Origin of the sequence: Blastopirellula sediminis, from assembly GCF_020966755.1 — a bacterium.
Classification (GTDB): Bacteria; Planctomycetota; Planctomycetia; order Pirellulales; family Pirellulaceae; genus Blastopirellula; species Blastopirellula sediminis.
Genome location: NZ_JAJKFT010000010.1, coordinates 3,417,698 through 3,440,846, shown reverse-complemented (window position 1 = coordinate 3,440,846; position 23,149 = coordinate 3,417,698). Strand labels below are relative to the sequence as shown.

At 58.7% G+C, this 23,149-nt stretch carries 20 protein-coding genes; 10 read left to right on the top strand and 10 right to left on the bottom strand.

Annotation, left to right across the window (positions count from 1 at the left end; translation table 11 throughout):
- Nucleotides 1–54: 54 nt before the first annotated feature.
- Both LOC68_RS25565 and LOC68_RS25560 read right to left on the bottom strand, forming a co-directional pair.
- Complete coding sequence (locus tag LOC68_RS25565) at nucleotides 55–2,598, bottom strand: ATP-dependent Clp protease ATP-binding subunit (protein ID WP_230224360.1); 2,544 nt, start codon at nucleotides 2,596–2,598, stop codon at nucleotides 55–57.
- Between the two features lie 72 nt (nucleotides 2,599–2,670).
- Entirely contained in the window at nucleotides 2,671–3,105 is a 435-nt protein-coding gene (locus tag LOC68_RS25560) for a tetratricopeptide repeat protein (protein ID WP_230224358.1), read from the bottom strand.
- Between the two features lie 504 nt (nucleotides 3,106–3,609).
- On the opposite strand from LOC68_RS25560, the gene LOC68_RS25555 reads away from it, so the two are divergent.
- Nucleotides 3,610–4,680: a thiamine phosphate synthase gene (locus LOC68_RS25555; protein ID WP_230224356.1), complete on the top strand. Its 1,071-nt coding sequence runs from the start codon at nucleotides 3,610–3,612 to the stop codon at nucleotides 4,678–4,680.
- A gap of 215 nt (nucleotides 4,681–4,895) precedes the next feature.
- On the opposite strand, the gene LOC68_RS25550 is transcribed toward LOC68_RS25555, so the two are convergent.
- Nucleotides 4,896–5,996: a hypothetical protein gene (locus LOC68_RS25550; protein ID WP_230224354.1), complete on the bottom strand. Its 1,101-nt coding sequence runs from the start codon at nucleotides 5,994–5,996 to the stop codon at nucleotides 4,896–4,898.
- 142 nt (nucleotides 5,997–6,138) lie between these two features.
- On the opposite strand from LOC68_RS25550, the gene LOC68_RS25545 reads away from it, so the two are divergent.
- On the top strand, nucleotides 6,139–7,446 hold the full coding sequence (locus tag LOC68_RS25545; RefSeq protein ID WP_230224341.1) for an NAD(P)/FAD-dependent oxidoreductase: 1,308 nt from the start codon (nucleotides 6,139–6,141) through the stop codon (nucleotides 7,444–7,446).
- 18 nt (nucleotides 7,447–7,464) lie between these two features.
- Here LOC68_RS25545 and LOC68_RS25540 read toward each other — a convergent pair whose 3' ends face one another.
- The 6 genes from LOC68_RS25540 to LOC68_RS25515 all read right to left on the bottom strand — a co-directional run bounded on the left by LOC68_RS25540 (nucleotide 7,465) and on the right by LOC68_RS25515 (nucleotide 12,071).
- Nucleotides 7,465–8,292, bottom strand: coding sequence for an alpha/beta hydrolase (locus LOC68_RS25540; RefSeq protein ID WP_230224339.1), 828 nt, complete (start codon nucleotides 8,290–8,292; stop codon nucleotides 7,465–7,467).
- Nucleotides 8,293–8,382: 90 nt separating this feature from the next.
- Nucleotides 8,383–9,033 (bottom strand): pentapeptide repeat-containing protein, encoded by a 651-nt coding sequence (locus tag LOC68_RS25535; protein ID WP_230224337.1) that lies wholly within the window; start codon nucleotides 9,031–9,033, stop codon nucleotides 8,383–8,385.
- Nucleotides 9,034–9,040: 7 nt separating this feature from the next.
- A complete protein-coding gene (locus tag LOC68_RS25530; protein ID WP_230224330.1) occupies nucleotides 9,041–9,337 on the bottom strand; it encodes a hypothetical protein in 297 nt (98 codons plus the stop codon).
- 5 nt (nucleotides 9,338–9,342) lie between these two features.
- Nucleotides 9,343–9,606, bottom strand: a complete 264-nt coding sequence (locus LOC68_RS25525) for a DUF4236 domain-containing protein (protein WP_230224328.1) — start codon at nucleotides 9,604–9,606, stop codon at nucleotides 9,343–9,345.
- A gap of 34 nt (nucleotides 9,607–9,640) precedes the next feature.
- Nucleotides 9,641–11,008, bottom strand: a complete 1,368-nt coding sequence (locus LOC68_RS25520) for a hypothetical protein (protein WP_230224326.1) — start codon at nucleotides 11,006–11,008, stop codon at nucleotides 9,641–9,643.
- Nucleotides 11,001–12,071 (bottom strand): hypothetical protein, encoded by a 1,071-nt coding sequence (locus LOC68_RS25515; protein WP_230224324.1) that lies wholly within the window; start codon nucleotides 12,069–12,071, stop codon nucleotides 11,001–11,003. The genes LOC68_RS25520 and LOC68_RS25515 overlap by 8 nt, the downstream gene beginning before the upstream one ends.
- A 124-nt stretch (nucleotides 12,072–12,195) precedes the next feature.
- On the opposite strand from LOC68_RS25515, the gene LOC68_RS25510 reads away from it, so the two are divergent.
- The 8 genes from LOC68_RS25510 (at nucleotide 12,196) to LOC68_RS25475 (ending at nucleotide 22,041) form a co-directional block, all read left to right on the top strand.
- Complete coding sequence (locus LOC68_RS25510) at nucleotides 12,196–12,696, top strand: RNA polymerase sigma factor (RefSeq protein ID WP_230224322.1); 501 nt, start codon at nucleotides 12,196–12,198, stop codon at nucleotides 12,694–12,696.
- 42 nt (nucleotides 12,697–12,738) lie between these two features.
- Nucleotides 12,739–14,796 (top strand): vWA domain-containing protein, encoded by a 2,058-nt coding sequence (locus LOC68_RS25505; protein WP_230224320.1) that lies wholly within the window; start codon nucleotides 12,739–12,741, stop codon nucleotides 14,794–14,796.
- Between the two features lie 200 nt (nucleotides 14,797–14,996).
- Nucleotides 14,997–18,137: a hypothetical protein gene (locus tag LOC68_RS25500; RefSeq protein ID WP_230224318.1), complete on the top strand. Its 3,141-nt coding sequence runs from the start codon at nucleotides 14,997–14,999 to the stop codon at nucleotides 18,135–18,137.
- Between the two features lie 66 nt (nucleotides 18,138–18,203).
- Nucleotides 18,204–19,223 carry a tetratricopeptide repeat protein gene (locus LOC68_RS25495; protein WP_230224316.1) on the top strand — a complete coding sequence of 340 codons (1,020 nt, stop codon included), beginning with the start codon at nucleotides 18,204–18,206 and terminating at the stop codon, nucleotides 19,221–19,223.
- Between the two features lie 235 nt (nucleotides 19,224–19,458).
- Nucleotides 19,459–20,286 carry a MotA/TolQ/ExbB proton channel family protein gene (locus LOC68_RS25490; protein WP_230224315.1) on the top strand — a complete coding sequence of 276 codons (828 nt, stop codon included), beginning with the start codon at nucleotides 19,459–19,461 and terminating at the stop codon, nucleotides 20,284–20,286.
- Between the two features lie 39 nt (nucleotides 20,287–20,325).
- Nucleotides 20,326–20,757, top strand: a complete 432-nt coding sequence (locus LOC68_RS25485) for an ExbD/TolR family protein (protein ID WP_230224313.1) — start codon at nucleotides 20,326–20,328, stop codon at nucleotides 20,755–20,757.
- A 14-nt stretch (nucleotides 20,758–20,771) separates the two neighbouring features.
- Entirely contained in the window at nucleotides 20,772–21,272 is a 501-nt protein-coding gene (locus LOC68_RS25480) for an ExbD/TolR family protein (protein ID WP_230224311.1), read from the top strand.
- A gap of 205 nt (nucleotides 21,273–21,477) precedes the next feature.
- A complete protein-coding gene (locus LOC68_RS25475; RefSeq protein WP_230224309.1) occupies nucleotides 21,478–22,041 on the top strand; it encodes a hypothetical protein in 564 nt (187 codons plus the stop codon).
- Here LOC68_RS25475 and xerD read toward each other — a convergent pair whose 3' ends face one another.
- Complete coding sequence (xerD, locus tag LOC68_RS25470) at nucleotides 22,042–22,983, bottom strand: site-specific tyrosine recombinase XerD (protein ID WP_230224307.1); 942 nt, start codon at nucleotides 22,981–22,983, stop codon at nucleotides 22,042–22,044. It lies immediately after the preceding gene.
- Between the last annotated feature and the right edge of the window lie 166 nt (nucleotides 22,984–23,149).

Genomic DNA, 23,149 nt, shown 5'->3' with positions numbered 1-23,149 from the left:
AAAAAGCCCGGCCAATTTGGCCGGGCTTTCTAATTTCACTTTTCAAGGCGAAGCTTACTTCGACTCGTTGCTGGCGGCGACCGGTTCGGCTTCTTTTTCGCTCAAGGCGCCTTTGAAGTCCAAGCGGATCAGCTTGTCGGTGTCGTCCGAGATCGCATCGACGATGATCTGATCCTTCCCTTGGAACTCGCCCTTGAGCAGTTCTTCCGAGAGCGGATCTTCGATCGAGTTTTCGATCGTACGACGGAGCGGACGGGCGCCAAAGTCGTTGCCTTTGTCGCTCTGCTGGCTCCGTTTGATGATCAGCTCTTTCGCCTTGTCGGTCAGAATGAGGTCGTAACCCCGTTCGGCCAGACGTTCGCGAACCTTGCCCAATTCCAGGTCGATAACGTGCTTCAGATCATCCTTCGTCAGGTGATGGAAGATGATCGTCTTGTCGACGCGGTTGATGAACTCGGGACGGAACACCTTGGCGATTTCTTCTTCGACGCGGTGCTTCATGCTGTCGTACTCGGCGCCTTCTTCCGGAGCTTGGAAGCCGAAAGCCGCTTCATTCTTGATCGCCGACGCACCGGCATTGGTGGTCATGATCAAGATGACGTTCCGGAAGTCGACGTTGCGACCGAAGCTGTCGGTCAAACGACCTTCTTCCATCACTTGCAGCAGCATGTTGAAGACGTCGGGGTGAGCCTTTTCGATTTCGTCGAGCAGCACGACCGCATACGGACGGCGACGAATCTTTTCGGTCAGCTGACCACCTTCTTCGTAGCCGACGTATCCCGGAGGGGCGCCGATCAAACGACTGACGTTGTGCTTCTCCATGTACTCGCTCATGTCGATTTGAATGAGCGCGTCGGCGTCGCCGAACATGAATTCGGCCAGCGCCTTGGCGAGCAACGTCTTACCGACGCCGGTCGGACCTGCGAAGACGAAGCAGCCGGTCGGACGCTTCGGATCTTTCAGACCGCTACGGCTACGGCGAACCGCCTTCGACACCGCTTTGATGGCGTCGTCCTGGCTGATGACTTTCTTGTGAAGTTCATCTTCCATCTGCATCAGACGCATCGTGTCTTCGGTCGACATCCGGGTCAGCGGAATGCCGGTCATCTTCGAGACGACTTCGGCGATGACTTCTTCATCGACGACGCCATCTTTCTGACGCGACTTCTCTTGCCATTCCTTGATGATCGACTCTTTCTTCTTCTTCAGCTTGTCGGCCTGATCACGCAGAGCCGCAGCCTTTTCGAAGTCCTGGTCGGCGACCGCTTGTTCTTTCTTGCGGTTCAGCGTTTCCACTTCTTCGTCAATTTCTTTCAGATCCGGCGGACGGGTCATCACGCGAAGCCGCACGCGAGCGCCCGCTTCGTCGATCACGTCGATCGCCTTGTCCGGCAGGCAGCGTCCGGTGATGTAGCGATCCGAGTATTCGGCCGCGGCGACGATCGCGTCGTCGGTGATTTGCACGTTGTGGTGCTCTTCGTACCGATCGCGGAGACCTTTGAGGATCTCGACCGTTTCGTCCTTCGAGGCCGGATCGACCTGGATTTCCTGGAAGCGGCGAGCCAAGGCGCTATCTTTTTCGATGTACTTGCGGTACTCGTCGAGCGTCGTGGCGCCGATGCACTGGATTTCGCCGCGAGCCAAAGCCGGCTTCAGCACGTTCGCCGCGTCGATGGCGCCTTCCGCGCCGCCGGCGCCGACCAGAGTGTGAAGTTCGTCGATGAACAGAATCGTGTTCTTGGCGCGACGAACTTCGTTCATCACCGCTTTGATACGTTCTTCAAACTGACCGCGATACTTCGTACCGGCGACCATCATCGCGAGGTCGAGCACGACGATCCGCTTTTCGGCCAGCAGTTCCGGCACGTCGCCGTCGATCACGCGTTGAGCGAAACCTTCGACGATTGCCGTCTTACCGACGCCCGCTTCACCCAGCAGAACCGGGTTGTTCTTGGTACGGCGGCAGAGAACCTGGATCGCACGTTCGATTTCGCGCTGACGGCCGATGACCGGGTCGAGCTTCCCTTGCTTGGCCAGTTCGGTCAGATCGCGACCGAAGCTGTCGAGCGCCGGAGTCTTCGACTTGCTACCCTTGGCGGCGGCGGGATCCGAGCTGCTTTCGGGTTGACCGCGGCCTTCGCGTCCGCCGTCCCCTTCCATGCCGTGTCCCAGCAGGTTGAGAACTTCTTCGCGAACGTCTTCCAGCTTCAAGCCAAGGTTCATCAGAACCTGGGCGGCGACCCCTTCTTGCTCACGCAAGAGGCCCAGCAGGATGTGCTCGGTGCCGACGTAGTTGTGGTTCAGATTGCGGGCTTCTTCCATCGAGTACTCGATGACCTTCTTGGCCCGGGGAGTCTGCGGCAATTTCCCCATCGTGACCATGTCGGGTCCGCTCTGAACGAGCTTCTCGACTTCGAGTCGAATTTTGCGGAGGTCGACTTCCAACGTCTTGAGGACGTTGGCGGCGACGCCGCTTCCTTCTTTAATCAGCCCGAGCAAGATGTGCTCGGTGCCGATGTACTCGTGGTTGAACCGCTGCGCTTCCTGGTTTGCGAGCTGCATCACCTTGCGAGCGCGATCGGTAAATCTTTCGTACATGGAGTTCAACCTCGCGATGAGTAATAGCGGGTAGTCTACTGCTTTGTATTCTATCGGACTGGGCGATCCGGACTATGCCGCCTCTGTAGACGGGGCCGTTTCGTCTCGTCCGACATTCTCTGCTTCCTGATTGGATGCTGAAGGGGAGGGATCCGGTTCGCTTTCGTCCGGTTCGCTCTCATCCGCCATCCGATCGGCCAGCAAGCGGCGTTCGCGTTGAATCTCCGCCCACCAGCGTCCGGCCGCATCCAGCTTGGTCAACTTGGCGATCGCTTCGAGCGCCGCGTCATATCGCTGAGTGTGCCGGTACAAGGTCGCCAACATCAGGCGCGCTTCTGCGTCACGCGGTTCGCGCGAGAGCAAACGAAGCAAAGTCGCTTCGGCCTGGTGCCATTGCCCTTGTAAGTATTCGTTTTGGGCCGCGTGAAACAAGGCCTCGACCGACTCGTCCAGCGGTTGATAACCGCCGCGAGCGACGCGATAGATGCTCCATCCAGCGGAAGTCACCCAAACGCCAGTGACTACATACCAAATGCTATGCCGTATCGTTTCGCCCACGAGCTCTGGCCAAACGCCGTGCAGAATCAACGCTGCGTTCAAAAGCAGCGCGAACCCGCCGGCCCACACGAGCCCTCGCCATCGACCATATACCCACGTTTCGGTGAGCCCTGGCCAAAGGCAATATATCCATGGCGAACTTAGCATCCCTACCTCTCCAGAAGCGATCAAACTCCGCACAGCGGAGCGATCGGTCGGAATCGCCTGGGAATTCTAACTCGCAAATAAAGCGCAAGCAAGGCAACTAAAGAAACGCCATGAACTTACGCACTTTGGGCGAACAGGATCAAAATCTCTAAAGGTAACGATGTAACCGATACTTCTATCGCAAGGAAATGGCGGCAACTCAGCAACCCTTGCCCCAGGCGTCGTTTACGTGAAATGTTCGCCCCTAATGCCCCACTGGGCCAGAGTCTCTACAATCGGGATGACTAATACCCCAGGAAATATCGGATGTCGCACGACTCGCAGCCAGCAAACCCCCATTCGACCATAACCGCCTGGCGTGCCATCGACGCCGCCGCCAACCGAGCGGCCGAAGGATTGCGGGTTGTCGAAGATTTCGTCCGTTTCGGCCTGGATGATCGTCATTTAACCACGCAGGTGAAAAACCTCCGCCACGACCTGACCGCCACACTCAAGCTTTTCTCGTCCGAAACGCTGCACAGGGCGAGAGATACGCAAGCCGACGTCGGCGTGACGGTTTCCACCGAAGCGGAACAGGCAAGAACCGATCTTGCCCAGATTGCCATCTCGAACCTCAAACGGGCCCAGCAGTCGCTCCGGACGCTGGAGGAATTCAGCAAGCTGGTGCAGCCGGCAGTTTCGTCCCATTTCGAACAACTCCGATACCGCAGCTACACGCTCGAGAAAGCGATCACCACGACGCGCGAGAACGGCGCGAGACTGGCCGACGCGCGCCTCTATGTGCTGATCGATGGTGGGCGTGACGCGGAACATTTCGCGCAACTCGCAGGCGAGTTGATCGCTGGCGGAGTTGATATTTTGCAACTTCGCGACAAGCGACTCGACGACAAAACGCTGCTCGAACGAGCGCGACATTTGCGCAAAATGACGAGCGAAAGTTCCACTTTTTTCATCGTTAACGACCGCGTAGACATCGCAGCGCTGGCTGGCGCCGATGGAGTACACGTGGGACAGGAAGAACTGTCAGTTAAAGAAGCACGCGCGATTCTCGGCGTCGACAAATTGGTCGGCGTCTCAACGCACAGCATCGAACAAGCTCGCCGCGCGGTTCTCGATGGCGCTGACTACATTGGCGTCGGACCGACGTTTCCGTCGCAAACGAAATCGTTTGATCAGTTCCCTGGACTCGATCTGGTGCGACAAGTGGCCGATGAGATCCGCTTGCCGGCTTTCGCGATTGGTGGCATCTCCGCCGAGAATGTCGGTCAAGTGATCGACGCAGGACTGACTCGCGTGGCGGTGAGCGGAGCGGTCGCAGCCGCCAAAGATCCGAAGAGTGCGGCCGCGAAACTGCGAGCAATTCTTCAAACTGATTAGCCCAGATAGCTGCCGCTATCTGGGGCGACAACGTCGCCAGGAAGCATCGCTCCGCGGCCGGATAGGAATCGGCGCCTCCCTAGACTACATGACCTGGCTTTGATGCTTCCTGCGGCTGCGCCGCCCAGAAAGCAGGAGCTTTCAGGGCTAACCACAAAAAAAGGGCGCCACGGCTCTGTGAGCCGTGGCGCCCGGAATGTTACGTCAAATCCGCCTTACGGCAGTGGGACCGACTTCAGAGTCCAGCCGTTGTCGGCGCCTTGGATCACGACGACGGCGCTCGTGTCGTTCAGCTTGGCCAACTGCACAACTCCTTCCAGGTCGCCGATCGTTTCGTACGACTGGCCAGCGGTGCCGCCACCTTTAACCGGTTCGGTCAAACCTTCTTCCCGTTCCAGATCGTCAGTGCTGATCTTCATCACGCCGCGAGCCGAGTTGGCCGACAGCAGGAAGGTCTTGCCATCCTTTTCGTAGACGATCATGTCGAGCGGCTGATTGCGATTGCCGAGTTCGGCGACCGTCGTCCCTTTCACTTTTTCCTGCGTCTGCAGTTGCTTGACCGGGAACTTGACCAGCGGCGTGCAGGTAAAGCCGGCCAGCACGTGAGGTTCGCCGCCGATGTTAAACGGCACGAACGTGCGAACCACGGCCGTATCTTCGTCACGTCCGTGAGCGGCGTGGAAGATTTCGATCCGCGACAGTTGATCGCCGGTGGTGAAGGGGAACGGCACGCTGCGAACCGCCGAGGCGCCTTCGCCGGCCGCCAGACCGGTAACGATGACCTGACCGTCGGCATAGGCGATATCGGTAATCGACTCGTTACGCAGGTTGCGACGACGACGACCTTCGCCGCTCAATTCGTCGGCCGGAGCATCCGATAGCTCTACCTGGGCGAAGGGAACGTCTTTCAGCGCGATCGAGGTGATGTTCTGATCGGCGTCGATCTTCACCAGCGCCGGCTTGCCGCCGGAAGCGACCGACAGATAAACCGTGCCTGTTTCCGGATTAACCGCCAGATCCGCGATATTCAGATCAGCCGGACTGCCACCGAGCACCTTGGCGAGTTTTTCGCGCAGCGAGGCGATCTCGAACTTCACCTTTTCCGGGGCGCCCGGTTTTTCCCCCGTAGCGATGGCGAACACGGCGGCCGATTTCGGATCGCCGACCAGCAATACTCCGTCTGGGGCGAAAGCGAGCGGTCCGGCCGATTTTATTTCGGGCGTTCCTTTTTTCAGGCCGTACATTTCCGCATCGGCGGCATGTAAACCAGCGACCATCGTCAAACTGAGCACGAAGGCTCCAAGCGTCGTCCGCATGTCGAATTCCTTAATCCAGGGCAGGGGAGAGTCAAAAGATGCCATCCGCGCATGGTTTTGATTATCCGCAAAAGGCGCCCTGCTTCAAGGAATTCCAGAAATCGCGACAATGAAAGTCCCAAACTCACCTGGGAGATCCTCCATGAAGGGCGAAACGCATCGAGTAGTGATTATCGGAGGCGGCTTTGGCGGCCTCTACGCGGCGCGCAGCTTGGGTTCGTCGCCGGTCCAAGTGACGATGGTCGATCGGCGGAACTTTCACTTGTTCCAGCCGCTCCTTTACCAGGTCGCGACCGGCGGGCTCTCTCCGGCCAACATCGCCGCGCCGCTGCGGCGAATCCTGGTCCGTCAGCGCAATACCGAAGTGGTGATGGCCGACGTCGCCGACTTCGATCCTGAAAATAAAAAGGTGATCCTGCACGACGGCGAAATTGCATACGACTCGCTGATCGTCGCCGCCGGGGCCGAGACCGGCTACTTCGGGCAGAATCAATGGGCGAAGCTTTCGCCTGGCCTGAAGTCGATCGAAGATGCGACCGAAATCCGCCGCCGCGTCCTCTCCGCCTTTGAGCAAGCGGAACGAGAGACCGATCCGAAACTCCGCGAAGAGTTGCTGACCTTCGTCATCGTCGGCGGCGGTCCGACCGGCGTCGAGTTGGCCGGCGCCTTGGCCGAGATCTCGCACAACACGATGAAGTACGACTTCCGCAACATTAACCCCGCCGATGCGCGGATCCTGCTGGTCGACGCCGGAGAGCGCGTCCTGGCGCCCTTCCCAGTGGAACTGTCGACCTACGCGCATGACGCGCTGGTCAAACTTGGCGTGGAAGTTCACAACCACCACAAGGTGTGCAACGTCGAGGAAGACTCGGTCGTCGTTTCGCACAATGATGAAGAAACGACCATCCGAGCAAAAACGATCATCTGGGCGGCCGGCGTGCAAGCGAATCCGCTAGGTCGCAAGCTGGCCGAAAAGACCGGCGCGAAAACCGATCGCGGCGGACGCGTCATGACCGAGCCCGATTGCACGATCGCCGGCCATCCCGAGATCTTCGTGATCGGCGATATGGCCTGCTACGCGCATCAAGGCGAACACCCGCTGCCTGGCGTCGCTCCGGTCGCGATGCAACAAGGGCAATACGCCGCGAAGACGATCGTCAAACGTCTGCAAGGCAAACCGGTCGATCCGTTCCACTACCATGACCCCGGCAGCCTGGCGACGATCGGCCGCTCGAAAGCGGTCGCGGTGCTCGGCAAATGGAAATATACCGGCTTCGTCGCGTGGGTCCTCTGGCTGGTCATTCACTTGATGAAGCTGATCCAGTTCGAAAGCCGCCTGCTCGTGCTGATGCAATGGAGTTGGGCTTACTCCACCTTCAATCGCTCGGCCCGCTTGATCACCGGTGAAGATTATCGCCAGGAAGAGCTGCAGGATATTTTGAACTCGTAGCGAAGTCAGGCCGCCACGTTAATTCGACTCGGTTAGATGCGTCGCCAGAAACTGCAGCGTCTTCTCTTTGGAGCCGTTATAGTACTTGCCGAGATTGTGATTGGTTTCCGGCAGAACGAGCGTTTCGTGCGGGACTTCAGCCGCCGTCAAAATCTCTTTCAGTAGGTCGAACCCTTCGGGATGATCCTGATCGCCGTTGATCGTCAGCAGGGCGAAGTTGTTCTTCTTTAGCGTTCCGGCGTTTTGTTTGGCGACCGGCAGCATCGTGCTATCTTCGGCCCGTCCGCGCCAGTTGAGTGCGCCACCCCAACTTCCGGCGGCGGCGAACAAATCGGGATGTTCCAGCGATAGTCGAACCGATCCCGCGCCTCCCATCGAAAAACCGCAGACAACGCGCGACGACTGCTCCGCCCTGGTCGGATACTCATTGTCGATCAGCGGAATCAATTCGTCGACGATCATCTTCTCGACCTCCGCTCGATAGCCGCTCATGCCGCCGTTGGGAAAGACGCAAATCGCGGCGGGAAACTTACCGCTGCGAATCGCCCCGGCAACCATTGATGAGAAACCGGCGGAGTCCGACTTTTCCGAACCGCCGGCGCCATGCAGAAAGTAGACGACCGGATAGCGAGTCTTTCCGCTGTCGTCGAACTGCGGCGGCGTCCAGACGACGTATCCAACGTCATGTCCGAGCGCCTTGCTGTCCAAAATCTTATGCGACAGTCCTGGCGCCTTGGCGATATCGGAATTTACCCATTGAACTTCACGACGAGGAGCTTGCGCCGCGGAAGAATGGATCACTACGCTTGGCAACAACAGAGCAAGGAGCAATACGATTCGATTCATGGACTTGGGGCTTTCAAGCAAGGGGCGTTAACCAATCCTTGCAAGATATTTCCCCCCGGTCACAGAAGCAATCAAAACCCCCGAATCCGGCTAGTCAATCGTTACGTCAAACAGAGGCGCCAGTTGCAGCCAACCAGCAGCGTCCATCTTCAGCTTCCGCAAGTCGTCCGCCGCAGCGCCCAGATCGAGCAGGTCGCACCGCGTCATCTTCGTTTCGGTAAAACGGGCGCCGTAAAACCGACTGCGACGCAATCGGCAATCGATCCATTCGACCGATTCAAACTGAACCAGGTAGAAGTCGGCGTCTCCCAGTTCGCAGTCTTCAAAGCGAACGTTCTTTAGCTTGGCCCCGCGCCATGTGCAGAACGAAAGATTACAGCGGGTCAGCACAACATTCCGCCAGGCGGCGTCAGTAAAGTCGATCCCGATCAGCTTCGCGCCGACCAGTTCGACCTGCTGAAATTCGCCCCCCGGCATCTGGGCGTTGGAGAAGTCGCAGGTCGATCCCTGCACGTCGCGGAGCAGCACCTCCGGCAGCTTCGCTTCGGGCCACGCGACCTGGTCCAGTCGCGATTCGGCGATCGTCAACCGATCGATCGTCCCCGAGGTGCGCTGCCCGCGGATCAAGACCCGCTCGTACGCTTGATCCTCAGCAATCGTTTCGACCGAGCAGGGGGTCAGATCTTCGTCAGCCGGCAGGTCCGGGGCCAATAATCCGTAGCCCCACGTCTTTTTCGCCATCCGCCGTCTATTCTTCGTCGTTCGAGGAGAAGGTGCCGATCAATTCCCCTTTGACTACCGTGAACGACAGATTCTTTTCGTCCAGGCTGACGGCCGGCAGCAGCTCTTCGTCGATCCGGTGCAACAGTTTTTCAACCGATTCGCCTGCGGCCAAACTTTCGTCGAGCAGGATCAGCGAGCCGATTACGTTGCCGCTGGTCAAAAAGTGGAGGTCGAACATCCCAAGCTCGGCGCCATCCGCTCCTAGCAGGACAAATCGTTCCGAGGCGTCGGTACGGACCATGCGAACAAATTGAATATCCACGCTCTTCACCTAATCGTTGTCTTGCGTTTGTAAGTTCGTTTTTTTGTTTTCTTTTCGGGCTGACTGAAATCAAGCAACGACATCAACGTCTTGCCCGACTTTTGATAGCGAATCCCGGTCCCGGGAATGGTGGCCGAGACGTACTTTCTGCCGGTAGCGCTCATGCCGCCGCGAAAGCCGGTGATCCCGAACGAAAAGCCGACGCCGCTCTTGCTAAAGTTGATGCGCAACGGCCCCAAGGTAATCGATTTCCGCGCTGTCCATCCCACGTTCGTTCTCCGTGATGCGACGACGCTCGTTGTTTTACCGTCGATTCCGACTTCCCGCCAGCATCACGCCGGCGCCAATCCCCAAACTTGAAGCGATAACGGCGAAAATCAAGAGCCAGACCGCGATCGAATTCACCTCGGCCGTTGATGCGCCCTCCATCGTGCGGGGGCGATCGACGATGAAGAGGGGACTGACCTGACGGCGATTCGAATCTTCGTCCGACATGAACGGCGAACGATACGCCCAGTCCTTGTAAAAGAAACAGTCGGCCGTCACCGGAAGATGCAAATCGTCGCTGACGCTTCCCCCTTCCGGCAACTGACGAGAGCAGAGTACGACGGGATACGCGTCCTTGAACTCGCGTCGCGTCGCAGGGTCGCCGTGGGCCTGCGAAATGATCGGCGCCTTAAGCGGCACAAACAGATTGATCTCGTAGTAGTGATCGAAACCGCGGCGTCGCGCCGTCTCTTCATCGACGACGATCTTGGTAATCCGCCGCACCGTACCGCTCACCCGCATCGCAGCGCCCCGAAATTGCTCCGGTTCGGTCAATAGCCGCGGCAAGGAAATCGTCGTCGCCGCTTTGGCCAACTCTTCCCGCGGAACGGAGGAGACCGCTGACAGACATTGATAGAACGATTCGTTTTCAAGCCCTGAGAAAGAGGCCCGATCGCGGACCGCGTCAAACTCGCCGACATCAACCCCTTGCGCCGCTAACAAGACTTGCCCTTCGTTGACTCCAAGCTGGGCGTCAACCTGATCGGGATGCCATGAGACCCGCTGCGTCACCGCGGCAATCGTGGTCTCCTCGGCGTCGACCGGAGTCATTCGCTTCAGAAAGTAAGCCGCGGCGCTGATCGGCTGGTTAATGGCGCCTTCTTCCTTATCGACTAGCGGCTTGAAACGCTCCGGAATCGCCAAGGACAGTAGGACGACCCGTTTGACTGAACCAGTCTTGTCGCCGTCGGGAATCACTTCCAGCGAATAGAAGTCTTCCAATTCGTAGGCGGCGCCCAGTTCCGGCAGAATCGGCCGGCTCTCGATCTTCACCACGCGACCGACCAGCAGGAAACAATCGAGCCGCGACGGCGCCGGTTCTTCGGCATACGCCTTCCAATCCGGCTCAATCTTGAGCCATGATTCGACCTGCTTCGGTTTCGGACGGCGGATTCGGGACAGCAGCCGGATCAGCGGTTCTTGCTCCGCTTCGTTGAGAGGCTGGGCGTCGTCGAACATCTTGTAATAGCTCTCATCGAAGCCGATCCCCGCCATGAAACCTTGCGGAGTCGACAAGTCGACTTCGCTCGGATCAGGCACATCGGCCCGACTGACGCAAGGCGCCGACAAGATCATCACTGCCATCGAGAAGAGCCAAGCGACGTTTCGTCTGGTACTACGCATTCGTCTCGTCACTTTCTGACTCGTCGCTTTTTGAATCACTAGTTCGCTGTTCCAATTGGGCGGCGACCGCTTTCAATTGGTCGCGGACCGAAACGCCGGTATCCATCTCGCCCACTTCGGAACGGAACTTCTCTTCCTGGCGATCGCGGATCATTCTTTCGGCCACGGATTCGGCGTCGTTACTCTTGCGGAAAATCAACGTCGCGATCACCAGGGCGACGACCACCGAAACGGCAATGCCGATTCCCAGTTGCGTCATCGACATCGGTTTGTATTGCGGGGGAGGGGACCACGCGACGCTCTTCGATAACAGCAGCGGCGCGGTGAAGATGCCTCCTTCCGCCTTATAAATCCAACGTTTGAAGAAGACGCCGACAATCGTCGCTCGTTCGTTCACCTTTAGTCCGGTCGGGAACTGATCCGGGAGTTCCAGCGAATAGATCACCATCGGGTTGGCGTCAGCGCCGGAGAAGAGCCAGATCTGCCAAAGATGATCAACTCCCAGATCTTCCTTCGAGGCGTCGACCTTCACGACTCGTTTGACCGTACCGGAGACCGCGACCAACTTGCCGCGATACTCGTCAGGCTGACGAAAGAGTTGGGCGAACTGCACCGGCTCGGCCTGAGCCGGAGTTAATGAATCGTCAGGCGTCTTTTGCAGCGCATAGAAGATTTGGCGCCACGCTCCATATTCCGCCTGCCGAAAGACCGAGTCGTCTTGAATGGTCGCCAAGTCTTCTTCGGGGATGGCCGGTTTCCCCGCTTCGACTTTGGCGCCGGTTCGGTTCATGGTGAAGGGAGTTGGCGGAACGACCTTAAACGCTCCTTCCATCGGCTCATCTTCGACCGCTTTGCGGGGAACCCGCGTGTCGATCTCTTCCTGAGCGACCGGCGGAGGACCTTCGTCTCCGAACAGTTTTTGCCAGGTGGACGGTTGGGCCGCCTGGTAAATCAGGATGAAAGTGAGCGTCAACGCGCCCGAGAGGAGGAACAGGCGGACCTGCTCTCGACGCGAGAAATAGTTGCGGGGAGGTCGTCGTTTGGGGCTTTCCGAGGCGTTCATATCTTTATTTTATCGTCCACCGGCGGGGGGAAGCGACATCCGGGTAAATTCCGAGGCGAAAAAACGACGTTATGATATGATAAAGGTTTCCCATCGAAGCATTGGCCCATCGGAGCCAGCCGCGTTGCCGTTATCTTCCGAGCAATTTGAGCGACTCATTCACGAGCATAGCCCGGCGCTCTATCGCGTTGCGTTTCGGATGCTCGGGGATCGCCACTTGGCTGAAGATGTCCTTCAGGAGGCGTTTCGGTCGGTCTGGACCGGACGTGCGAAGCTCGATCCCGAACGGAGCGAACGAGCCTGGCTCGCGTCGATCTTGCGACGCCGAATCATTGATCGCTGGCGGAAAAAGAGCGACGTCAAAAGCGTGGGCGATTCCGAGATGCTCGATCGCGCGACGTTTGACGTCGATCCTTTTGGAGACGAATTAAGCGCCGAGATGCAAGCGGCCCTTGATCGTCTGCCGACCGAGCTGAAAGAGACTCTGTTACTGGTCGTCGTTGGTGAGCTAACGCACCGAGAAGCGGCGGAAACGCTGGGAGTTCCGATTGGAACGGTCTTATCCCGCGTGAATCGAGCGCGAGGGCGGCTACGGGAATATCTTTCGGCTCGTCAATCGAAATGACAGATAGCCGGACTGATATATGATTGCGGAGTTTCCCCCCAAGTGGACACGCCAGATCCACAATTCGATGATTTAGACGAAATCCTTCGTCGCACGCCGACGCCGCCCGATCTGGCTGCGCGTCTTCAGGCCGCATCGCAGGTCGATCTAACCGACGGGGAGATTGACGAAGCGCTGCGCGACATCTCGGTTCCATATGGTCTTGCCGATCGAATTTTGCACAGTTCGCGCAATGAGCGAGCCCGTCGCAGCGATCGGCAACCTCTTCGCTGGCAAAACATCCTCGTTTGGGGGACGGCTGCCTGCTTGCTAGTATCGGCTTCGTTCAGGGGCTGGCAGGCGACAAAACCGACTCCTGAGGCGCCAATTCCCTCGATCGCAGTCGCTCCCGAACCGATTGACACGGCGGTCGAATCACTCGCTTGGCTCGGACCGGTTCCGGACGATCTGGCGATTGTCGACTTGGCGCAACATCTCCGGGAACAGCCCACCTCCAACGTCGACACGGCGGGCTATCGCCAACTTGACTGGGACGATCCAACCCAACCTCCGGCGAAGGCGATTCCTCCGCAGTTGGTCCACTTGGCTTCCGACTTGCCGTCGAACCTGATGGCCGACGCCTTCTTGATGCGGTGGAAACCGCTCGGCGCCCGACCGCTGATCGACGCCAAACCGCGTGAGATTCAGCGCGCTCCTTCGACCGACCAAATGGCCGAGTTCTTTTCCCTCGCGCCAGGTTACGATCGCCAGTTCCTGCTGCGTGAAGAAGAGCAGCCGTTCATTTCGCTCCCCAACGACAAACTGAACTCGATCACCGCGCCGCTCGCGGCGACTCGCAGTTGGCGAGAAGCGGTTCGCCAGATCACTGTCGATACCGGCGTGCCGCAACCGATTCGCTTGGAAGAGTTGGCCGCACTCGGCGGCGCCATGTTCATTAAAGCGGAACGGCAGCAGGTCGCTCTTCGTACCGCCGCTGGTCCGGCTGCCTTCGCCAACTCGGGAGTCCAATTGCTGCAGGTCGGCATGATCGCCGGCAGCGCCGACATCGTCGATCGTCCCCCGACCCATTTGACGATCGCCGTCGACCTGACCGCCGGGATGAAAGAGAGCGGTCGCTGGGACAGCGTTCGCCAGGCCTTGGGAGAACTGATCGAGCGGATGTCGCCGTACGACACGGTCTCGCTGGTCTGCATTGACGAATTCAGCCATACGCTGGTCGAAGACGCGACCTCGGCCGACGCCGCCGCCTGGCGTGAAACCTTGCAACAGATGACCCCGAATGACAGCGATTGCCTGGCCGAAGGGATTCGTTTTTCGTCGGCCGTCGCCCTCCGCACGGCTTCGTTCGGCGACATTCGCCGTCCGCTGATCGTCATCTCGGATCGCTTTGACCACTTGAGCGACGCGACCTGCGGCGAACTGGAACCGCTGATTGACGACGCCAACTCGCAGCAAGTCGACTACCACTGGTTCACGATCGACAATAGCGATCAGTACGGCCCGCTTAGCAAGTTCTGGCGCGAGGTCGGCTCGGTCGTCGCATCAAACGACGAACGTTCGCTCCTTCGTGGTCTCGAGCAGGTCGACTTCGGCAAGTCGACTTGCCTGGCGACCGACCTTCGCTTGACCGTTCACTGGAATGTAAAGAGCGTCGCTTCGTACCGCCTGGTCGGTTGCCAGGTCGAAGCGGCCGGTCTTGGTTCTGGTCAACAGCCGCTCGAACTTCATGGTGAAGAAGCGGCGTCGGCGCTGTTTGAAGTCGTCCTGACGCCGGATGGTCCGAACGAAGTCGCCCGCGTCGAGGCGACTTGGCAGGATCCGGCGACCGGCAAACCGAAAAAAGAAGTGCAGGTCGTCAGTCGCCTGCAATTTGCGCCGTCGTGGGAAGCTTCGCCTCTCTCGCTGCAAGCCGCGCAGTTGGCGGTCCAAGCAGGCGGGCTGATGCGTGAATCGTACTTCGTACGTCAACGGGGGGGAGACGCGAGCGAATTGTCCTCGATGCTCGGTCGCGCTAACCGCCAACTGGCACGTCACGACGAGTTCGCCTACCTGGAACAACTAATACGAGCGACCGAACGTCGACGAACAAACGGATTTTAGATGCAGGATGCAGTTGAATGATCGAGTTTCGACGGATAAGTTAAAACAAACCACCAAACTGGCCTGTTTGGGGCACAGTATTCACCAGAAACCACCGCTTTTCACCATACCCTGGTAAACTAGACTAGCCACGCGATCGAGTCGTTTCCTCCTCTCTGCTCGAATCGCTTCGCATTTCGCGACCAGCAAGGATTCTATCAATGCCTCTGTGGGTTCAACGTTTTAGCTTGACGTTCGCGCTAGCCATGCTCTTTTCGGCTCCCCTTTGCGCCGAGGAGCCGCGGGAAGCGTTCTTGGACGGGTTGATCGAGCAAGGATATTACGATCCGGCGATGTGGTACATCGAGCAACTCGAGAAGTCGCCGAAGACCCCCGCCGCGATGAAGGCGACCCTGCCGTATCGCAAAGCGATCGCCCAGCTCGAAGTCTCGCGTACGCAACGCAACCCGGCCGCTCGCAAAGATCTCCTCGATCAAGCCGACAGCAATCTGGAAGCGTTCGTGAAGGCCCAGCCGAAGCATGACAAGACGGTCGATGCGCGGATGCAGCGCGGCGCCATCATGCTGGAACGGGCCAAGCTGGAAGAACTGCTGGCCGATCGCGAAAAGGACGACGCCGCTAAAAAGGCCCATATGGACGAAGCGGCCAAACAGTACGATGCGGCTCGCGGCGTTTATCAAGCGGCGGTCGGACAAATCCGAGACGTGCTGAAAGAAATCCCCTCGACGCTTGATCCGAAAGCGGACGCGTCGAAGATCGAACTTCGCGATGAGCTCCGCGGCGCCTACGTTCGCGCTAACCTGTTGGCCGCGACCTCGCTCTACGAAAAAGCGAAGATCACCGCCGACGACAAGAAGAAAAAAGAACTCCTCACCGCTTCCGCGAAGGAGTTCGACACCATCTTCGGCAACTATCGCAAGTTCCTCTCGGGGCTCTACGCCCGACTCTACCAGGCCGAATGCGAACTGGCGCTGGGAGACACGAAGAAGGCGACCACCACGCTTCAAAACGACCTGATGATCCTCGGCGATCAGCCGCAAGACTTCCGTTTGCTGAAGTTGAAGTCGGTCAAGTTGCTGGCCAAGTGCTGGGACGCGGAAAAGCCGCCGAAGTACGAACAGATCGTCAAAGTTTGCGGCGAATGGTACGACGCTCAACAACTACGCGTCAGCGAAGATCGCGATCCGGAATGGATTGAGCTGAAGCTCCAACTCGCTCGGGCCTACCAAGGGGTCGCGCCGAAGCTGGAGAAGAAAGAAGACAAGGCCGAAGCGCTGAAGCGAGCGGTCAAGCTGGTGGTCGACGCCTCGAAGTATCCGGGCCCCTACCAGAAAGACGCCCTCGCGCTGCGCACGGAATTGCAAGGCGCCGACGCCGCCGTCGCCGCCACCGACAAGCCGCCGGAGACGTTCCAGGAAGCGAACGAAGCCGGGCGTGCCGCGATGCAGGAGATCCAGTCGCAAACCTTCGTCATCAACAAGCTGAAAGAGCAGCTCGCCGCCGCCAAGACTCCGGCCGAAAAAGAAGACCTGGCCGGCCAGATCAAGACGGCCCAAGAAGGACTCGACAAGGCGTTTGACAACGCCGGCAAGTACCTCAAGATGGCGCTCGGCAAAGCGGACGTCGACGTTTCCAATGACGACCTGAACGTCATTCGCTACAGCCTGGCGTTCCTCGCTTTCCAGAAGAAAGACTACTTCCCGACGATGGTTCAGGCCTCGTTCGTCGCTCGTCGCTATCCGACCAGCGCCAGCGCCAAGGCTTGTGCCAAGTTGGCCCTCGCTTCGGCTCTGCTGATCTACCAGGATTCGCCCGCCGAAAAGAAGGACTTTGAAGTCGCCCAGGTCAAAAAGATCGTCAACTTCATCGCGACCCAATGGGCCGGCGAACCGGAATCGAACGAAGCCCTTTCGACCCTGGTCGGCTTTGAAGTCGCCCAAGGGCAAATCGAAGAAGCGGAAAAGACGCTCGCCAAGATCCCCGCCGACTCGATCGCTCGTTCCGAAGCCGAATTGAAGCTCGGTCAATCGATCTGGGTCAACTATCTCCGTGGGATGAACGCTCGGCGTCAAGCCGCGGCCGACGGCGCCCCGAACGCCGCTCCGACCGACGCGGAACTGACTGCGATGAAAGACAAAGCGCTCAAGGTCCTGACCGACGGCGTCGACAAGTACACCGGCAAAGCGGCCGACTATAGCTACGTCATCGCTGCGCTGTCGCTGGCCCAGATCTACACCGACATCGGCGAACCCGAAAAGGCGTTCCCGCTGTTCGAGAAAGACAACCTCGGCCTGCTGAAGTTGGTCGAGTCGAAGTCGGAAGCGACCTCGCGAACCGGGTTGCCGGGGATGATCTACAAGGCGGCGGTCCGAGCCTACATCTCGGCCTTGCCGAACGTTAAAAGTCAGGCCGACACCGACGCCATGATGACCAAGGCCGAAGAGGCGATGACGCAGCTCAAGGCCCTGGTCGGCGAAGACGAAGCAGGCAAGAAGCAGTTGGTGGCGACCTACATCTCGCTGGCCAAGGACCTGCAAACCCAATTGGAAAACGCCCCACCGGCTCAGAAGAAAGCTCTGTCGGCCGGGTTTGAAGCGTTCCTCAACCGGGTCGGCGAATCGACCAAAGATCCGCTCGTTTTGAACTGGGTCGGCGAAACCTTCTACGGCCTCGGCGTCAGCATGAAAGACGATCCGACCGCCGCTACCGATGCAGCCGGCTTCTTCAACAAGGCGATCACGGTTTACGAACGGATCATCAGCGAGGGAGGCACGACGAATCCTCAGCTCCTGCTGCAGGTCAAAGTGCGCATCGCCGCCGCTCGGGCCGGCTTGGGCGAGTTTGAACCCGCGATGGAAACGTACGTCGACGTCCTGAAAGAAAACCCGATGATGGTTAACGTTCAGGTCGACGCCGCCAAGATGCTGTACGACTGGGGGCTCGCCAAAAACGAAGCCCGCAAGTTCGGCGAAGCGATCCAAGGCGCCTACCCGAACGACAAGAAGCAGAACTCGATCTGGGGCTGGGGCCGCATTCAATCGGTCTTGGCTCGCTACGCGTCGAAGGACGCCAACCAGCCGGCCTATCGCGAGATCTTCTTTGAAGCTCGCTACAACATGGCCCTCGCTCGGTTCCAGTTCGCTTCGCGCCAGTCGGCCGATGACGCCAAGCAGAAGTACATGGCGATGGCCGAGAAAGACATCCTCAGCACCGAGTTCGCCTATCCCGATATGGGGGGAGACGAATGGCGTGCTCGCTTCGACGCGCTCTTGAAGAAAATTCAGACCGCTTTGCACAAATCGCCGGTCGGCCTCTCCAAGCCGGAAGCCGCCGCGTCGTAATCCTCGTCCAACCCAACCTAATCACGATCGAGCCATTCCCAGCTCAAGAATATCTGGAGCGTTAAGATGCGAAATACCCGTCAATTACTTTCCCTCACGCTGATCGCAGCGCTGACCGGACTCGCCTCCGCCGATCAAATTCGGACCGAGTCCGGCGGGCAGACCGGCAACATCGTCAGCAGCACCAAAGACGCATTGATCCTCAACAAGGCGGGCTCGCCGGTTGAGGTTCCGATCGAAGAGATCGTCACCGTCTCGTTCGACGACGAGCCGTTCGCCCTGAAGCAGGCGCGACAGGAAGCGGCCAACGGCCAGTTGCAGGACGCGCTCGATCGCTTGGTCAAGCTCGAACCGTCGGGCACCGACCTGGTGAAGCAAGAAGGGGAATACCTGAAGGCTTACTGCACCGCTCGTTTGGCCCTGGCCGGTTCGGCCGACCAGAAGGAAGCGACCAACCTGCTGTTCAAGTTCGCCCAGAGCGCTCCCAACAGCTGGCACTTCTACGAAGCGGCCGAACTGCTCGGCGACCTGGCGGTCGCGCAGCAGCAGTACGATCGGGCCACGCAGTTCTACGGCAGCATCGCGAACGCCAAAGCGGCCGACTACCAGGCTCGCTCGCGCGTCTTGGCCGCCCGCGCCTTGATCGCCCAAGACAAATACGCCGAAGCGGTCAAGATGTATGACGACGTCCTCGCCCTACAGTCGCCGTCGCCGGGCGTCGCTCGCCAAAAGGACTTCGCCACGGTCGGCAAAGCGATCTGCGTCGCCGAAATGGGGAAACCGATGGACGGGGTCAAGATGATCGAACCGGTCATCGAGCGCGCCAACCCGAAAGACATCGATCTTTTTTCGGCCGCGTACAACGCAATGGGACGCTGCTACCTTAAGGCGAATCAGCCGAAAGATGCGCTGCTGGCCTATCTGCACACCGACATCCTGTTCTACGGCAACCCCGAAATGCACGCCGAAGCCCTCTACTTCATGAGCAAGCTTTGGAAAGAAGTGAATGACCCCGACAAGGGGGTCGCCGCGTACGAACTGCTTCGTTCCCGCTATTCCGGCAGTCGCTGGGCCGGCATGAACTAAGACCGGGAATAAAACGCCCGCTCTCGTACGAAAACAACGTAATCCCACTCGCCTAAGCCTGATTGTCCGTCAGACTTGAGTGATTAGACTGGAAACTTCCCCGCTGGGCCGATCGCTCTTCGGGGACTTCCCAACCCCAATCGCGACGCCGACACTCCGTCCCAAGTCGCGTTGGGCCCATCTCATTTTCGCCGTCACATCCCACACAATCGATTTAACTCGAACGGAGCGTCCGATGATCGCAGGATCGTCTCAAGTTTCTCGCTGGTTGTTTCCTGTGATTGCCGCGCTGGCCGTCGTTTGTGCGACCGCCGGCCCGATGTCATCCGTCATGTACGCCCAGGACGATGCGGCTGAACCAGCCGCCGCCGAACCGGCCGCCGCGCCTGCGGCTGCTCCGGCCGCTGGCGCCGCTCCGACCGAAGAGCCCCCGAAGAAGCTCGACGCTTTGACCTGGACCATGCAGGCCCTCAGCTACTACTTCTTCATCTTCCTGCTCATTTCGGTGATCTTCGTCGCCCTGTTCGTCATGTGCTTGCTCAACGCTCGCCGCGACAACGTGGTGCCGCTCCACCTGGTCGAAAGCTTTGAAGCTTGCCTGGACGAAAACAAGGTGCAGGAAGCGTACGATCTGGCGAAGGAAGACGACACCTTCCTCGGCAAGGTTCTGTCGGCCGGCCTCGAAAAGGTTTCGCTCGGCTACGACAAGGCGATCGAAGCGATGCAGGAAGTGGGCGAAGAAGAGAACATGAAGCTCGATCACCGCCTCAGCTACCTGGCTCTGATCGGCTCGCTCAGCCCGATGATCGGTCTGTTCGGGACGGTCGACGGGATGATTCGCGCGTTTAGCGTGATCGCGCTGGGCGGCGCCACGCCGAATCCGGCCGAATTGGCCAACGGCATTTCAACCGCTCTCATGACGACGCTGGTCGGTCTCGCGATCGCGATTCCGGCGATCGCTTCGTTCAGCATTCTCCGCAACCGGGTCGATCGTCTCGCCCTGGAAGTCGGCATCACCAGCGAAGGTTTGATGAGCCGCTTCCAAACCGTCGGTCGCAAGTAATCAGGCCGTTACGGACCTTGAGCCAAGCGGAGAACATACATGCGCATCAAAAAATCACGTCGTGTGCTCGCAGAGGGGGATATGACCCCCATGATCGACATGACGTTTCAATTGATCGCCTTCTTCATGGTGCTGATTAATTTCAGCCAGGCGGAACAGGACAAAGACGTCAAACTGCCCGACAGCGAACTGGCCCGTCCCCCGGACGCGCCGCTGATCGACGCGTTAACGTTGCACGTCCGCAAGAACGGCATCATCGTGATCGCCAATGACGAGCACGATATGGAACAACTGCGCAAGCGGATGATCCTGGAAAAGCAATACGCCGAAGATCCGACGAAAGTCACGATCATCATTCGCGGCGACCGAGAAGTGGCGACCGGCAAAGTGCAGGAAGTAATCCGGCTTTGCCAGGACGTCGGCTTTGAACTATTCGCTTTGAGAGCCAAAGAACGGCTTACGTATAAGTAGAAAGTCCCGCGGCAATGAAGTTACGAAATTCCGCTCGCCATGCCGGCAGCGATAAGATCGATTTGCAGATGACGCCGATGATCGACATCGTGTTTCAGCTGCTCGTCTTCTTCGTCATGACGTTTAAAGTCGCGGCGATGGAAGGGGACTTCGACATCAAGATGCCGAAAGCGGCTCAGGGCGCTCCCAGCGACCAACTTCCGCTGAAGTTGACGCTTCGAGCCACGCCGACCGGCAAACTTGACGAAGTCCGTTTGGGCGATCGATCGTTCTCCGGCTTGTCGTACCAAGAGAAGTTCAAGAAGCTGCAGGACCAGATCATCGAGCAAATCGGCACCGACACCGGTCCCGGCTCGGCGGCGGAAGAGGCGGAGATTGAAATCGACGCCGATTACAACCTGCAGTACGAATATGTCATCGAAGCGATGACCGCAGTCACCGGTCGCGTCGACAAAGAAGGGAACATCCAGCGCTTGATCGAAAAGGTCAAGTTCTCTCCCTCCGCCGGACGCTAACTGGCGAATCAATAACGTCTCCGAAAGAGGCCGGACCGCGAAAGCAGACCCGGCCTCTTTTCTTGCGCGCGGCCCGAAGAGTAGCCCAAGGCGTGAGCCGAGGGCATGCCGCCGCAAGTCTCTTTCCCGGTCCGTTCCCATCGGGTTAAAATTCCGACAGCGTCTATTTCACGAATCGCCGCTCACTATCGAGAGCCGAACGACGATGTCGAACGCATCTGCCGACGCTCCAACGTCGCAGCCCAACAGCAAAGTCCCCTACCGCGTCGTACGCGGAATCTGCGTCGTCGTCCTTCTGGCGATGATTGCCGGCGCCGTCTATCTCTTCACGGGCGGTCGATTTCATCGTTTGGGGATGGCCTGGGCGAGTTCCGAAATCAACGCTTACATGAACGGCGGCAAACATGGAATCGTCGCTCGTTTTCTCGATTGGGATCAGACCGCCGACTGGGGGCGTTACCATCGTGATGCGCTGGTGAAACAAGGCCGACTTGTTCACTGCCAGTTTCGCTTCGAGCAGATTCCCTGTCCTTCGCCCGAAGCCCATTACCTCAGCACCCAGGTCGCTCAGCGTCAATCGGGACAAGCGGAAGCTGCGTTTACCGCGAGGGGTCGAAGCTCTGCAGGGCCTATCTACGAGGTGAATCTCTGGTGTAGTCCGGAAGAGGTCGCTTCGTGGGAAACGTGGTACGAGAAGAATAATGATTTCAGCGCCGTCCAAGCGGCGATGGAGCAAGACGAGCAACTAGCGAAACAAGCGGCCCAGTAATTACGCACGCGGATGAAACTGTGCGTGCACCTTCTTCAAACGCGACTGGTCGACGTGCGTGTAGATCTGCGTCGTTGCGATGCTGGCGTGCCCCATCATTTCCTGCACATGCCGCAAATCGGCGCCGCCGGCCAGCAAATGGGTCGCAAAGCTATGTCGGAGCGAGTGAGGACTCACTTCCGGATCGATCCCGGCCCGGGCGGCGTACTTTTTCACCAGTTCCCAAATCGCGATGCGCGACAGTCGCTTGCCGCTGCGCGAGAGAAACAGGTACACCGCGTCCGGTGGATTTCGCTTGGTCAGCTTCGGACGATCGGTTTCGAGATACGCCCGGACCGTGTCGGCCGCTTTTTTCGCTAGCGGCGCGATCCGCTGCTTCGAGCCTTTCCCTTCGCACTTGCAGTACCCTTCGTCCAGATGAACGTCGTCTAAACGAAGATTACTCACTTCCGACGCACGGCAACCGGTAGCGTATAGAAGCTCCAACAGGGCCCGATCGCGGCGCCAGTAAGGATCTTCGCTCCAAGGCGCCGTCATCAGATCGTCGATCTTATGAGGCGCAATGACGGAGGGGATCCGCCGCCAGATCTTTTGACTGCCGAGCAGTTCCACCACGTTGTCCTGCAAGATTCCTTCCAACTGGAGATAACGGAAGAAAATCTTCAGCGACACGACGCCGCGGGCGATTGTTGCCGGGGCCAGGTCTTGGCGATGGAGCCACGCAACGTAATCGGCCAGGTCCGAAACCCGCAGACTCTTAATCTCTCGCGCCCCAAGCCATTTTTCAAACCGAACCAGATCGCGACGATAGGCGGCGACCGTATTGGCGGCCAAGTGGCACTCGCTCTGCAAATAATCGGCGAACGCCGCCGACATCCGCGCGGCGACGTTGCCGCGAGCTTGCGGTTGGGGGCGAACTAATTTCCGTCTTATTCTGGCCATGCCTGCCGTTTTTCACGCGGTATGTTTGAGTGCGTCATTATCCAGTATCGGCGGCGGACGAGGCTAGATTGAAACGGCCCGAATTCGCCGCCAAACCGAACCTAACCCCAAGTCACGGTTAACCTTACCGGTCATATTGATCCTAATGGCGTTTTCGTCCAGAATC

Bases quoted from the DNA above. Each gene is read 5' to 3' on its own strand.
- LOC68_RS25565 (WP_230224360.1), bottom strand. From the start codon at position 2,598: ATGTACGAAAGATTTACCGATCGCGCTCGCAAGGTGATGCAGCTCGCA.
- LOC68_RS25555 (WP_230224356.1), top strand. From the start codon at position 3,610: ATGTCGCACGACTCGCAGCCAGCAAACCCCCATTCGACCATAACCGCC.
- LOC68_RS25550 (WP_230224354.1), bottom strand. From the start codon at position 5,996: ATGCGGACGACGCTTGGAGCCTTCGTGCTCAGTTTGACGATGGTCGCT.
- LOC68_RS25545 (WP_230224341.1), top strand. From the start codon at position 6,139: ATGAAGGGCGAAACGCATCGAGTAGTGATTATCGGAGGCGGCTTTGGC.
- LOC68_RS25540 (WP_230224339.1), bottom strand. From the start codon at position 8,292: ATGAATCGAATCGTATTGCTCCTTGCTCTGTTGTTGCCAAGCGTAGTG.
- LOC68_RS25535 (WP_230224337.1), bottom strand. From the start codon at position 9,033: ATGGCGAAAAAGACGTGGGGCTACGGATTATTGGCCCCGGACCTGCCG.
- LOC68_RS25520 (WP_230224326.1), bottom strand. From the start codon at position 11,008: ATGCGTAGTACCAGACGAAACGTCGCTTGGCTCTTCTCGATGGCAGTG.
- LOC68_RS25515 (WP_230224324.1), bottom strand. From the start codon at position 12,071: ATGAACGCCTCGGAAAGCCCCAAACGACGACCTCCCCGCAACTATTTC.
- LOC68_RS25500 (WP_230224318.1), top strand. From the start codon at position 14,997: ATGCCTCTGTGGGTTCAACGTTTTAGCTTGACGTTCGCGCTAGCCATG.
- LOC68_RS25495 (WP_230224316.1), top strand. From the start codon at position 18,204: ATGCGAAATACCCGTCAATTACTTTCCCTCACGCTGATCGCAGCGCTG.
- LOC68_RS25490 (WP_230224315.1), top strand. From the start codon at position 19,459: ATGATCGCAGGATCGTCTCAAGTTTCTCGCTGGTTGTTTCCTGTGATT.
- LOC68_RS25485 (WP_230224313.1), top strand. From the start codon at position 20,326: ATGCGCATCAAAAAATCACGTCGTGTGCTCGCAGAGGGGGATATGACC.
- LOC68_RS25480 (WP_230224311.1), top strand. From the start codon at position 20,772: ATGAAGTTACGAAATTCCGCTCGCCATGCCGGCAGCGATAAGATCGAT.
- LOC68_RS25475 (WP_230224309.1), top strand. From the start codon at position 21,478: ATGTCGAACGCATCTGCCGACGCTCCAACGTCGCAGCCCAACAGCAAA.
- xerD (WP_230224307.1), bottom strand. From the start codon at position 22,983: ATGGCCAGAATAAGACGGAAATTAGTTCGCCCCCAACCGCAAGCTCGC.